The sequence below is a fragment of the Bradyrhizobium sp. CCBAU 53340 genome (assembly GCF_015291645.1).
GTDB lineage: Bacteria > Pseudomonadota > Alphaproteobacteria > Rhizobiales > Xanthobacteraceae > Bradyrhizobium.
On sequence record NZ_CP030055.1, the window covers coordinates 2,672,512 to 2,685,294 of the forward strand.

Annotated in this window: 12 protein-coding genes and 1 riboswitch; of the genes, 4 read left to right on the top strand and 8 right to left on the bottom strand. The window is 62.2% G+C overall.

Annotation, left to right across the window (positions count from 1 at the left end; all coding sequences use genetic code 11):
* The first annotated feature begins 8 nt into the window (after positions 1 to 8).
* Positions 9 to 263: a hypothetical protein gene (locus tag XH89_RS12525; protein ID WP_194467352.1), complete on the top strand. Its 255-nt coding sequence runs from the start codon at positions 9 to 11 to the stop codon at positions 261 to 263.
* Between the two features lie 28 nt (positions 264 to 291).
* Here XH89_RS12525 and XH89_RS12530 read toward each other — a convergent pair whose 3' ends face one another.
* Positions 292 to 480: a hypothetical protein gene (locus XH89_RS12530; RefSeq protein WP_194467353.1), complete on the bottom strand. Its 189-nt coding sequence runs from the start codon at positions 478 to 480 to the stop codon at positions 292 to 294.
* Between the two features lie 599 nt (positions 481 to 1,079).
* Here XH89_RS12530 and XH89_RS12535 point away from each other — a divergent pair.
* Positions 1,080 to 1,220: a hypothetical protein gene (locus XH89_RS12535; RefSeq protein WP_194467354.1), complete on the top strand. Its 141-nt coding sequence runs from the start codon at positions 1,080 to 1,082 to the stop codon at positions 1,218 to 1,220.
* A 745-nt stretch (positions 1,221 to 1,965) separates the two neighbouring features.
* Here XH89_RS12535 and XH89_RS12540 read toward each other — a convergent pair.
* From XH89_RS12540 to XH89_RS42075, 4 genes are all read right to left on the bottom strand, one after another.
* The gene (locus XH89_RS12540) at positions 1,966 to 2,133 is read right to left on the bottom strand and encodes a hypothetical protein (RefSeq protein WP_194467355.1); all 168 of its coding nucleotides are present in this window, start codon (positions 2,131 to 2,133) and stop codon (positions 1,966 to 1,968) included.
* A gap of 142 nt (positions 2,134 to 2,275) precedes the next feature.
* Positions 2,276 to 2,620 carry a hypothetical protein gene (locus tag XH89_RS12545; RefSeq protein ID WP_194467356.1) on the bottom strand — a complete coding sequence of 115 codons (345 nt, stop codon included), beginning with the start codon at positions 2,618 to 2,620 and terminating at the stop codon, positions 2,276 to 2,278.
* Positions 2,560 to 2,784 carry a hypothetical protein gene (locus XH89_RS41240; RefSeq protein ID WP_246767818.1) on the bottom strand — a complete coding sequence of 75 codons (225 nt, stop codon included), beginning with the start codon at positions 2,782 to 2,784 and terminating at the stop codon, positions 2,560 to 2,562. The genes XH89_RS12545 and XH89_RS41240 overlap by 61 nt, the downstream gene beginning before the upstream one ends.
* Positions 2,785 to 3,996: 1,212 nt before the next feature.
* On the bottom strand, positions 3,997 to 4,212 hold the full coding sequence (locus XH89_RS42075) for a hypothetical protein (RefSeq protein ID WP_371825229.1): 216 nt from the start codon (positions 4,210 to 4,212) through the stop codon (positions 3,997 to 3,999).
* A gap of 1,041 nt (positions 4,213 to 5,253) precedes the next feature.
* Between XH89_RS42075 and recA the strand changes: the two genes are divergently transcribed.
* Both recA and XH89_RS12560 read left to right on the top strand, forming a co-directional pair.
* On the top strand, positions 5,254 to 6,342 hold the full coding sequence (gene recA, locus XH89_RS12555) for a recombinase RecA (protein WP_194467358.1): 1,089 nt from the start codon (positions 5,254 to 5,256) through the stop codon (positions 6,340 to 6,342).
* A 412-nt stretch (positions 6,343 to 6,754) separates the two neighbouring features.
* Complete coding sequence (locus tag XH89_RS12560) at positions 6,755 to 7,585, top strand: hypothetical protein (RefSeq protein ID WP_246767819.1); 831 nt, start codon at positions 6,755 to 6,757, stop codon at positions 7,583 to 7,585.
* A gap of 73 nt (positions 7,586 to 7,658) precedes the next feature.
* Here the strand turns inward: XH89_RS12560 and gcvP are convergent, their stop codons facing one another.
* The 3 genes from gcvP to gcvT form a co-directional block, all read right to left on the bottom strand.
* Complete coding sequence (gene gcvP / locus XH89_RS12565; protein WP_194467359.1) at positions 7,659 to 10,526, bottom strand: aminomethyl-transferring glycine dehydrogenase; 2,868 nt, start codon at positions 10,524 to 10,526, stop codon at positions 7,659 to 7,661.
* Between the two features lie 17 nt (positions 10,527 to 10,543).
* Positions 10,544 to 10,912, bottom strand: a complete 369-nt coding sequence (gene gcvH, locus XH89_RS12570) for a glycine cleavage system protein GcvH (protein WP_194467360.1) — start codon at positions 10,910 to 10,912, stop codon at positions 10,544 to 10,546.
* A 248-nt stretch (positions 10,913 to 11,160) separates the two neighbouring features.
* The gene (gene gcvT / locus XH89_RS12575; protein ID WP_194467361.1) at positions 11,161 to 12,309 is read right to left on the bottom strand and encodes a glycine cleavage system aminomethyltransferase GcvT; all 1,149 of its coding nucleotides are present in this window, start codon (positions 12,307 to 12,309) and stop codon (positions 11,161 to 11,163) included.
* 145 nt (positions 12,310 to 12,454) lie between these two features.
* Positions 12,455 to 12,547: riboswitch (glycine riboswitch) on the bottom strand.
* Between the last annotated feature and the right edge of the window lie 236 nt (positions 12,548 to 12,783).

The window sequence follows — 12,783 nt, forward strand, 5'->3', positions numbered from 1 at the left end:
GGCAGGATATGGCGGATCGCCCGCAGGATCTCGCCGAGCGGATGGCGCGCCGGCGCAAGCGGGCCGCCGGACCGGTCGACAAGGCCGGTGACGGCTATCTGCGCGAGAGCTTCACCCTGCCGCGCGCGGCGGCGCGGGCAAGAGCACAGGCCTTCTTCGCGCGCTATCCCAAGGCTGGCTATATGAGTGAGGTCGAAACCTGGCGCGAATTGCCCGGTGGCGATATCGAATTCACCATGCGGCGGCTGCCCAGCGCCGACTAGCCCCGGACTTGCCTTTCAACCTGAGGCTTCAGGCCGTCTTGCGGCCGATGGCCTTCAGCTCGCGATCAATGCGCAGCTGGACCCGGCGGATCGCCAGGAGGTCGATCTTCGTCTCGGTCTTGCCTGTCTTGGTCTCGTCGCCGATCCGGAACTGCCATTGCCAGACGCCCGGGACCGCCGTCTTTGCAACCGTGAACTCAACGCCCCTGTGATTCATGGTCACCTCCACGATTCACCTTGCCATGTCGGGTAACATGTTGGGCGGCGTAATATTCCCGGTACAAGCAAAAATTGCAGTTAAGTCGAGGATAAATCGTCGGAATTCGGCAAGTGCGCGCAGTCCGAAACAAGCGAAATCGGATTCCGAAACATGGAGCCGATCGACGCGCCTTCAGGCGCATGGAACCGAATCCATTCGGGCTCAGGCAGACCAGGCTGTTGCCTGACAAATTAGGTCAGGAACTCTGTTCTTGGCCGGAGAACCACGGACGAGGGCCATCAGGTCGAGTGGAACCGGGCTTCGGTTCCATCGCCGCGCCGCTGTCACTTTGTGGAACCTGAACCTGCAAGCGATGTCGGCGCCGCGACCGTTCGCAGCGCATGAGCAGATCTCGTACTTTTCCACTTTTGCGTGCGGCTCGAGTGTGATCTGCTGTGTGAAGCGGCACGGGCGGGCGTCGCACGAGAGTCGCACGAGAGGAAGACGTGAACTGGCTCAGACACCTCGCTCAGCGATGGGGCGCACGACACTTCTCACTGGTCTGTCCGCAATGCAGACAGCCGGCTTCCTCAGTTCTCTTCAGGCGTAGCCGCTTCATGCTCGGTGACGAGAAGCTCGTCTGCGAGCAGTGCGGCACGGCCAGCGTCGTCACCTTCTGGCGTTTCGAGGGTTTGTCGTGCCACAGCGAACGCGGCGATTCGGGCAGACACGAACAGCTGGCAAACTCGTCGCGCTGACGTCGCGCCGAACATGCGCGACGTCGAGCCCACTCAGGGATATCAGGACGCGATGGATCGCGTCCGCGCGTCAGAAAAAACCCCGCCAGGGGAGAGCCGGGCGGGGCAGAAGGCTATTGGAGGCTGAGGTGCTGGGCTGCAACACCATAGCAAGGTGACCGTAGCCCGTTGAGCTTACGACAGCCTGACAAGGTGAGGCGGATCTGATCGGCCGTCGAATCCCCGCGCGATTCGGCGGCTTCGTCGTTCGGCCGTCAGGAAACAGAAGACCCCGCTCGGGGAAGAGCGGGGTCGACTGGAGTATGGAGGCCCGGTGTTGGTCCACCGGGCAAGACGATGTTAAAGCAGCCGGCTGACAGGCGCCTTACGCAAGCTTGTGCGTGGCTTGCGCGGGACGTTGAGAGGCGCTTTCGCGTCCCAATTCAGACATCGGCCCGCACAATTTAGGACACATCCGTTGGCGACACTTTGCGCGCACGGCGAAGCCATGGGGGATACGTGGCGCGCCGACAGCGGGGTGGCATCATGGACAAGGTAGAGCGGTCATTCGCCGCCGCGACGGCGGCTGGCTTCGTGGTATTGGTTATCGGCATCGTGCTGCTGGCGCTGATGTAGCACGAGCTGATGCGAGGACTTGATGATGCAAGGACTTGGCGCAGCCGCGGGGCGCTGCCCCGTCAAGGCCGCCAAGACAACCCGAAAACAACCCCATGCACAGTAGGTGACCGCCGGAGCCGGCTGGCGTCTAGTGCACCTTGATCTCATCCAGCGGCAAGCGGAGATCGGCGGCGCGCTCGGCGCGATCCTTCTGGCGGAACTCGCTTTCCCTACGCTCGAACTTCGCCATCTCCTCGAGCGCCGCCTCGCGCAGGGAATTGCGCCTGACGGCATCGTTGTGCGTGTTTTCCGTCATGATCCAGTTCCCCATCACATGGCCCATCCCCGAGGAAAGCCGGTGGCCGCGGAAAAGTTCTGTGCCGAAGGATTGCGAAATTATGACGGCAGCACGACTTGGCGTCGTTGATCCGCGTCATCGTCGGACGATCAAAGAGACGTCACATTTTGCGGAGGGCAGGGCCTCTGGCCGCTTTGATGCTATCGTGCCGCATCGTGCCGGAGATGGCCATGGGCTTTTGGCTTTTCGTCATCATCTCGATCGGGTCGATCCCGCTTGCAGGCGCGATGGCGCGCGAGCGCAACAGGTCGCCCCGGACGTGGTTTTGGATCGCCGTCGCGGTCGGTCCCCTGGCGCCTCTGGCGCTGCTGATATTGGGCGAGGCAAAACGCGCGGCCTCGGCCAATTGAGGCCCCTTGGGATTCCCCGGCCACTTTGCCTCATTCACCTGGCCGATTTTCCTGCAAATGATTCTGTCGGCTGAAGCCCGGGCGATCTCAGCCACTCGCTCATATGCGAGCCGGTTTCGGCTTGTCTTGCTCTACGAAGGACGTCCTCACGCCGAGGACCTGGGGGAAGGGATTTGGCCTCTTCTCGGAGACGTTCGGCTTCTTGGGAAAGGCGTTCTTCAAGGGAAACGGATTGCTTGAATCGGCGGCGTCGCTGCATGACACAACCTCGTCTGACGGGTCCTAACCGTTGGGTTCGAATTTCGCGATACTAGTATGCCGACGCCTGGGACTTGGTTCCGGAGTGAACACGGCAAAATAGGCCGCCGTCGGATTCAAGTCCGGCCCCTGCGGACAAACACGGACAGGCTCCCATTTTCGGTGCCGTCCTGACTGGGACAGGCGTGACAGAGATCAGGACACCAACAAAAACGCCGCCCGCTTGAAATGTGTCGCGGGCGGCGGCTTTCCAGCCCCGGGTGGGTGATGCAAAACCCCGGTGAGGATTAGTCTGCACGACCTGTGCCAAGGTTTTATGTCTCGCAAAGGGACACTCGCAGAGGCGGATGAGGACAGTGTTTCGGGCGATCCAAGCCAACTTCGCGCTCCCTTGCGGACGACGGCGAAGACGATGAATGAAAGAGGCCGCCAACTGAGGCGGCCCTCTTAGGGGGCAAGAATGCGCCAGCGAATTATTGGGCGTTTGATCGGCCTAGCCGTGGTCGAATTAGTAATAGGCGTTTCGTGGCTGTTCGGCCTCAACCGGATGCTAGTCATGGTTGCGGCAATTGGCTTGCCCTTACTGGCTTTAACCGTTGCTCTTCCGATAACGCTCTTAATCAGGTCGAACCGTGCCTCAACCCAAAACAGGCCACCTTCAAATTCAATTTAGGCCACTTGGGGTTAAAACAAGGCCAGCGCCAGGGTGCTGTTCGGACAGTCGTTTCGGGAAACTAGGACACTCTGCATTGAGCTAGATCAGAGTGCCGGTTTTTCCCGAAAGGTAGGTTGCGCCTCCCGGGGCTGGCTAAGCGATTTCAGAATTGCTTGATTGCAAACCCGGGAGCCCCAGCCAACGCTCCGCGGCTGGGGCTTTTAGTTCGCACCCGCAGAGGGGAATTAGGACACTTGGTAAATTTACGGGTGGAAAAGCAAAAGCGCCGCCCGCTTGAAAACCAGCGCGGGCGGCGGCCTCTCCAGCCCCGGGAGGGAGATTGTAAAATCCCGATCTTGTGTGTCTGTGCGGGATGCCCAAAGGTTCAACGCGACAGTCGCGGGGAGGGGATTAGGACGCTGCCGCTAGTCGCCGGATGTGATTGTCGGCCAAAGAGCCGTGATAATTTGGCAGTTGGCCCTGTATTTCCTTCATCCTGTTGACCGTAAGCGGCCTTACTGCCGCTGGATGATATGAGGCTGCCCAACTGAGGCGGCCTTAGTGTTTTGGCCTGCTAATGGCAAACGTCAGGGCGGCTTCGAAGACCGGACCGCCATCTGTTCGAACCTCAATGACCATGTCGCGGCCGTGGTGCATCAAATCAAGGTCTCGCGCCATACCACCCAAAGCACGGGCGGCCTCCATCTCGGCGGCGCGAACGTCACCTAACTCAATGCCCTCCTCATCTGGGAAGAGTTCCGCTCCGTTTCTCAGGTTCGGGTGCTGTCCTAATTGGGACTGCGATTTCGGGAAATTAGGACACTAGGAAGTCTCCGCGCGAAATAGGAACGAGGGGACGATTGCCAAGTTTTCCTGATGCCCTTCCCCAAGGGCAACCCCGTCGGCCCCAGCTCCATCGCCCCCCATTACGTGAGCTGGGGCCTTTTTTGACACCCGCAGAGGCGGATTGGGACACTATGATTTTGGTTCGTCCGGCCCAAGAATGCGCTTACCAAGGACGGTTGCCAGCGAACTTGCCGCACCACTAAAAACAAGCACCTGAACTTTTTCCAGCTCTGAGGCGGAAAGCCATCGCCATTTGTCTGGCGCGACTGGATGCCGAATCCAGATGTCACGAAACGACTAGAGACATGTTTTTCAACTGAAAGAGGCCGCCAACTGAGGCGGCCTTAGTTCCTTGTCAAAGGCTTTGATGGCTGTTCGTCCATCGTCTCTACGTCAACGGGTGGAAGTTCTCCGGTTCGGTCCTTGAGGTCCGCCGCTCGCTGAATCAAACCAGACGCAACCGCCGGGTCCTTTGCGGTCTTTGCCATACGGAGCAGCGTAGCTGCGGCCTCACGGGCGAAATAATGCAAGCGCGACACGTCTCGACATCCGACACTTGCCCCGTGGACATGATTCACGGGGCGCGCGTCCGTTCCGGCTTCCGTACAAAAATGTACACAAGCGATAAAAAGGCCTCAGCTCGGGGCTGGCGGAGCTGAGGCCTTTTGTGTCGGCAACCACGTTGTCGAGACGTGATTCCGAGAGCATCAACTTACGTCCAGCTATTTTGTTCCAGTACCATTTTATTCTTAGGACCGAATACCTTGATCCATCGCAAGGGTCGGGAGCGCTGGAATTGGGGCACTGGATTCAACTTAGGATACTGGGGGTCAAATACGGACAGTACCCCAATCTGCAAAAGAACATATTGCGAACCTAGAACAAATGGGGTACAGTGCTTTTATCGACGATCCGCCGCCCCAATCGTTTGTCCCGCACCCGAATCCTCGCCATAAGGAGCACGACCCAATGTCCACCACTGCGCTGCGTATCGTCGAAGGATCTTCCATGGACAAGAGTAAAGCTCTGGCTGCCGCGCTCTCCCAGATCGAGCGCCAGTTCGGCAAGGGCTCGGTGATGAAGCTCGGCAAGAACGACCGTTCGATGGACATCGAGGCGGTGTCGTCAGGCTCGCTCGGGCTCGATATCGCGCTCGGGATCGGCGGCCTCCCGAAGGGCCGCATCGTCGAGATCTACGGGCCGGAGTCCTCGGGCAAGACCACGCTGGCGCTGCACACGGTGGCGGAAGCCCAGAAGAAGGGCGGCATCTGCGCCTTCATCGACGCCGAGCATGCGCTCGATCCGGTCTATGCCCGCAAGCTCGGTGTCAATATCGACGAGCTCCTGATCTCCCAGCCTGACACCGGCGAGCAGGCGCTGGAAATCTGCGACACGCTGGTGCGCTCGGGTGCGGTGGACGTGCTGGTGGTCGATTCGGTCGCGGCGCTGGTGCCGAAGGCCGAGCTCGAAGGCGAGATGGGCGATGCGCTGCCGGGTCTTCAAGCGCGATTGATGAGCCAGGCGCTACGTAAGCTGACCGCCTCGATCAACAAGTCCAACACCATGGTGATCTTCATCAACCAGATCCGCATGAAGATCGGCGTGATGTACGGCTCGCCCGAAACCACGACCGGCGGCAACGCGCTGAAGTTCTACGCCTCCGTCCGCCTCGACATCCGCCGCATCGGCGCGATCAAGGAGCGCGACGAAGTGGTCGGCAACACGACGCGTGTGAAGGTGGTGAAGAACAAGCTGGCGCCGCCCTTCAAGCAGGTCGAGTTCGACATCATGTACGGCGAGGGCGTCTCCAAGATGGGCGAGATCCTTGATCTCGGCGTCAAGGCCGGCATCGTCGAAAAGTCCGGCGCCTGGTTCTCCTATGACAGCCAGCGCCTCGGCCAGGGCCGCGAGAACTCGAAAGCGTTCCTGAAGGCCAACCCCGACATCACCGCCAAGATCGAGACCGCGATCCGGCAGAACTCCGGCCTGATCTCCGAGCAGATCCTGGCCGGCACGCCCGAGAGCGACGCCGACGGCGAAGAGCCCGGGGACGAGTAAGCCTTATCAGTAGAGTTTCGCGAGGAGCGGGTGCTGAGGACGTTGAGTTGCCGACGTCGTCAGTGCCCGTTTCTTTTTGCGTTGGAGTGATCGGGGGGCGTGATGTCTGATCTTGACCGGCTGTGGCGGCGGGATCGCGAAAGCCGATCGTTGGTGGCGCCTGCCTAATCCACATTGCTCAGAGGGTTGAATATCAATTTTGAGAGGCGATTGCGTCTCGTTTGGAGTAGGGCGCCGGGGCTATGAAGCGCGTGATCCTGACCAGTTCGTCCGGCGTTGGTACGCCGATCTTGCCGATATGGTCGTCCCGCTGATCTTTCGATTCGTCTCCGGACCACTGCCTACGTCGCACCATCTTGAACAGTATCTCACCGGAGGTTCTTTCAGAGGCTCTTTCTTGGGCGATCGGGAGGTGCGTTGGTCCGATCTGGTTGCGCGGTCGCCCCAGAGCGGTCTTGCGCACAAGGAGCTCGGACTGGTCTGGTTTTGCAAGGCCTATGGTGTCGAAGAGATCGAGCTGTGGTTTGATCCCACCCCGAGCAATCAATTGCAGCTGATCTGGATCCTCGACTATCTCCGTTCCGAGCCATACGCGGCCGAGCGTACAAGGCTGCGACAGGTCGATTTCGATCTGCTCGGAGCCCATAGTGCCAGGCTTCGCGATCACACCATCCGACAGTTGGACGTCACGGAGTTCGACTTCGAGGCCGCGGCCATCGCCTGGGAGGCCTACCGGTCGCCAACGCCCGAGCTCTGTTTCGGATTGCTCAGTCAGGACTTTCCCGGGCTCCCCTTCCTGAAGCCGGCGATGGAGGAATTGCTGGCAGAATTGCCGTCACCGATCACCGGACTGGGTGCGACGGAAACGCGACTGCTCGAACTGATCGCGGAGGGGCACAACCGCACCAAGGAGCTGTTTCAGCCGGGCGGGCTGCTCGAAACGCGTGTGTTCGACCAATGGGAGTTGGGGCCGCTGCTCGAAGGGCTCGCCTCCGGTCCGATGCCAGCGATCGCGGGACTCGATCCGAAACTTGCGACGCTCGCTGCGCACGATGCGAGAGGCCACAACGCCGCCTATCGGCGGAGCCGGCTGTCGCTGACCGAGTTTGGCAAAGCCGTTCTGGAGGGCCGGGAGGATTTTCGCCGTCACAATCCGATCAGGCGTTGGTGGGGCGGCACGCTTCTGACCAGCGAACGGCTGTGGCGGTGGGATCGCGCAAGTCGATCGTTAGTTGCGCCTTAAGTCAGGACCGTAGGGTGGGTTAGCAGGCGGCTGCGCGAAGCGCAGTCCGCGCGGCTAACCCACCCTACGAAGATTACTCCGCGGCTTGCGCGTAATCGCTCACCGGCGGGCACGAGCACACCAGATTGCGGTCGCCATAGACGTTGTCGACGCGGCCCACCGGGCTCCAGTATTTGTCGGTGCGCGAGCTGCCTGCGGGGAAGCAGCCTTCTGCGCGGGTGTAGGCGCGCTTCCAATCGTCATCGGCGATATCGTGCACGGTGTGCGGGGCGTGACGCAGCGGTGAGGCCTCGATCTTGAAGCGGCCGGCCTCGACCTCGGCAATTTCCTTCCGGATCGCGATCATGGCATCGCAAAAGCGATCCAGCTCCGTCTTGGATTCCGACTCGGTCGGCTCGATCATCAGCGTGCCCGGCACCGGGAAGCTCATGGTCGGGGCGTGGAAGCCGTAATCGATCAGGCGCTTGGCGATGTCGTCGACGGTGACGCCCGATGTCGTCTTCAGCGGACGGGGATCGACGATGCACTCATGCGCGACGCGGCCCTTCTCGTTCTTGTAGAGCACCGGGAAGTGGGCATCGAGGCGCGCGGCAATGTAGTTGGCGTTGAGGATCGCGATCTCGGTGGCGCGCTTCAAGCCTTCGCCGCCCATCATCAGGATGTAGATGTAGGAGATGGTCAGGATCGAGGCCGAGCCGAACGGGGCGGCCGAGACCGGGCCGACCGGCGCATCCGCGTTCGTCGCGGGATGGCCCGGCAGGAACGGGGCGAGATGCGCCTTGACGCCGATCGGACCCATGCCGGGGCCGCCGCCGCCATGCGGGATGCAGAAGGTCTTGTGCAGATTGAGATGGCTGACGTCGGCGCCGTAATCGCCGGGCCTGGACAGGCCGACCTGCGCGTTGAGATTGGCGCCGTCGAGATAGACCTGGCCGCCATGGCCGTGCACGATGTCGCAGATCTCCTTGATGTGCTCCTCGAACACGCCGTGGGTCGACGGATAGGTGATCATGACGGCGGCGAGATCGTTTGTATGCTTCTCGGCCTTGGCGCGGAGGTCATTGACGTCGACGTCGCCGTTCTTCTCGCAAGACACCACCACCACGTCCATGCCGACCATCGCGGCCGAGGCCGGATTGGTGCCGTGGGCCGAGGAGGGGATCAGGCAGATCTTGCGATGCGCCTCGCCGCGCGCGGCATGATAGCCGCGGATAGCCAGAAGCCCGGCATATTCGCCCTGCGCGCCCGAGTTCGGCTGCAGCGAGATCGCGTCATAGCCGGTGATGTCGCACAGCCATTTTTCCAGCCGTGTGAACAGCGCGTGATAACCCTTGGCCTGCTCGCGCGGGGCGAACGGATGCAGGGAGCCGAACTCCGGCCAGGTCAGCGGCATCATCTCGGTGGTTGCGTTCAGCTTCATGGTGCAGGAGCCGAGCGGGATCATGGCGCGGTCGAGCGCGAGGTCGCGGTCCGAGAGCTTGCGCATGTAGCGCAGCATCTCGGTCTCCGAGCGATGCGCGTGGAAGACGGGATGGCTGAGGAATGCCGTGGTGCGCTTCAGCGCCTCCGGCAGCGCCTCGCGGGTGGTGGCATCTAACTCGGCGTAGGACAGCGTGCCGCCGAAGGCGCGCCAGACGGCTTCCACTGTCGCAGGCGTCGTGGTCTCGTCGAGCGCGATGCGCAAATTGCTATCGCCAACACCGAGGTTGATCTTTTCGGCCGCGGCGCGCGCGATGATCTCGGCGCGCTTGGCGCCGGCATCGACGCTGAGCGTGTCGAAGAAGGTCTCCGATTGCGGCGCAAAGCCAAGCTTGCGCAGGCCCGCGGCGAGCACCGCGGTACGGCGGTGCACAATGCGGGCGATCTGCGTCAGGCCCTCGGGACCGTGATAGGTCGCATACATCGCGGCGATGACGGCGAGCAGCACCTGCGCGGTGCAGATGTTCGAGGTCGCCTTCTCGCGGCGGATGTGCTGCTCGCGGGTCTGCAGCGCGAGGCGATAGGCGGGCATCCCGCGGGAGTCCACCGAGAGGCCGACGATGCGGCCGGGCAACGAGCGCTTCAGCGCATCGCGCACCGCCATATAGGCCGCGTGCGGGCCGCCATAGCCCATCGGCACGCCAAAGCGCTGCGCAGAACCGATGGCGATGTCGGCGCCGAGTTCGCCGGGCGACGCGAGCAGCGTCAGCGCCAGCAGATCGGCGGCTACGATCGCGAGCGCGCCCTTGGCCTTCAGCGATGCGATCGCGGGCCGGAGGTCGCGCACTGCGCCGGAAGACCCCGGATATTGCAGCAGCGCGCCGAGCACGTCTGCCTTGTCGAGATCGGTGAGGGGATCGCCGACGACTAAATTCCAGCCGAGCGGCTCGGCGCGAGTGCGCATCACCGCGAGCGTCTGCGGATGCACATCCTTGTCGACGAAGAAGGCCTTTGCTTCGACCTTCGAGTGCCGCTCGGCGAGCGCCATGGCTTCGGCGGCGGCGGTGGCCTCATCGAGCAGCGAGGCATTGGCAACGTCGAGCCCGGTGAGGTCGCAGATCATGGTCTGGAAGTTGAACAGCGCTTCCAGCCGGCCCTGGCTGATCTCGGGCTGGTAGGGCGTGTAGGCCGTGTACCAGGCCGGGTTCTCCAGAACGTTGCGCTGAATCACCGCGGGCAAAATCGTGCCGGAATAGCCTTGGCCGATCAGCGAGGTGAAGACCTGGTTCTGACGCGCCAGCTCAGCCATGTGCGCGATGGCCTCGGTCTCGCTCAAGGGCTTGCCGAGATCGAGCGGGGCGGCCTGCCGGATCGAACTGGGCAGCGTTTCCGCCATCAACGCGTCGACGCTTTTGGCGCCGACCGCATCTAACATTGCGGTGACATCGCGCGCGGAGGGGCCGATGTGGCGGCGAGTGAAATTGGCGGCGGTCTCGCCGCTGGATTTACGGTGCGCGGTCATCGCTTGCTCCATCGTCTTTAAGCCGTATGCGCCTTGTAGGCGGCTTCATCCATGAGACCGCCAAGCTCGCTCTTGTCGGCAATCTTGATCTTGAAGAACCAGGCTTTGCTCTGCGCATCGGAGTTCACCAGCGCGGGCTCGGCGGCGAGCGCGTCGTTGGTCTCGAGCACTTCGCCTGATATCGGTGCGTAAACGTCGGAGGCGGCCTTCACCGATTCCACCACGGCGGCGGCTTCAGCCTTCTTCAGAGCGCGGCCGATCTTGGGCAGCTCGACGAACACGACGTCGCCGAGCTGTGACTGCGCGTAATCCGTGATCCCGACGGTGGCGACATCGCCGTCGATCGCGAGCCATTCATGGTCGGAGGTGTACAGCGTCGTGGTCATTTTTGGATTCCTGAAGCGGTGTGCAGTTGAGTTAAAGGCTGCGGGCTCTGTTTCACCTCTCCCGTAGGGAGAGGTCGGATCGCATCGCAAGATGCGATCCGGGTGAGGGGATTTGGTCTCGCTGCGTGCCGCGGCCCCTCACCCGGATTGCACTGGACGATGCTGCGCATCGTCAGATGCAATCCGACCTCTCCCCGCTGGGGAGAGGTGACGTCCGGGGCGGCAGCTGTGCTCAATCTCATCATGCGTCAGCGTTTGTAGGTGTTTTTCACGAAGGGCATGGCGGTGACGGTGAGCGGCAGAAACTGCCCGCGCACTTCCGCAAACAGTCTTGTGTCGAGCGCGCTTAAGGCAGCGGGCACGTAGCCCATCGCCACCGGTGCATTCAGGCTTGGGCCGAAACCGCCGGAAGTGACTTTTCCGATTGCGTCACCGCCCTCGCTACCGGCAAACAGCAGCGCGCCCTCGCGCACCGGCGCGCGGCCCTCAGTGCGCAGACCGACGCGGCGGCGGGACGCGCCGTTGTCAAAGTGAGCGAGGATTTTTTCAGCGCCGGGAAAGCCGCCGGCGCGGGCGCCGCCGCTGCGGCGGCTCTTCTGCACCGACCATTCCAGCGCGGCTTCGACCGGCGTCGTCGTGGTGTCGATATCGTGGCCATAGAGGCAGAGCCCGGCCTCCAGCCGGAGACTGTCTCGGGCACCAAGGCCGATCGGCATTACATCGGGGTTTTCAAGCAGCATCTTGGCAAGCCGCTCGGCATCCGCGGCGGGCACCGAAATCTCGAAACCGTCCTCGCCGGTATAGCCCGAACGCGAGACGAAGCAGGCGAGGCCCGCAACCGTGTGCGGGCCGGCATCCATGAATTTCATGGCGGGCGCCGCTGCACAAAGTTTCGCCAGCGCCGATTCCGCCTGCGGGCCCTGCAACGCGATCAGCGCACGATCGGCGAGCGAATCGATGATGCAGGTGTCCGACAAATTCGCGCGCAGATGCGCCTCGTCCTCGGCCTTGCAAGCGGCGTTCACGACCAGGAACAGGTGGTCGCCGAAATTGGCGACCATGAGATCGTCGAGGATGCCGCCGTCTTCATTGGTGAATTGGGCGTAGCGCTGCCGGCCCGGCGCAATCGCCACGATGTCCTGTGGCACCAGCCGCTCCAGCGCGCGGGCGGCGTCCTCGACCTTGCCCGACTTCGGCCGAAGCGCGATCTGGCCCATATGGGAGACGTCGAACAGGCCGGCCTGCTTGCGGGTATGAAGGTGTTCCTTCAGCACGCCCGCGGGGTATTGCACGGGCATGTCATAGCCCGCGAACGGCACCATCTTGCCGCCCAGGGAGACGTGAAGATCGTAAAGGGGGGTACGTTTCAGGGAGTCTTTGTCGTCCGGCGCAAGCATCACAGGGGCCCTCGGCGGTTCCCCGGGGACGATTCCCCGGTAGATCCAGTCGAAGCCCCATCTGTCGCTGTGCCTGAGAGTATTATCCCGTCGGCGGACGCTGGTCCGGGTGTTAGGCCCGTCAGCGCCTCTTTCCAGATGTCGTCAAAGCCACGCGGTCCTTTTGCCTGAGAGTTTCCGGGGCGGTTGCTCCTTCGGCGCCGGCTGGCAGAAAGCCGGTCTCTCCCGATGTGGCCGTACGATACAGATGGGTACAGACCACAGCCCGGCCAAGCCTGTCAACGCGCACTTAGCGGCTTTCCAAAGGGATTGCGACGCGATTACGCTGCTGCGGCAACCCACTGATCTCTCTGCACAGTTTCTGGACAGCGAAGCTGGCCTTGTCTAAAAGCGCTTTGGCCCGCAGATATCAGCCCAAATCGACAGGTTTGGACGGCGAATTGGCGGGTCCAAGCACCACCCGATTGGATGAAC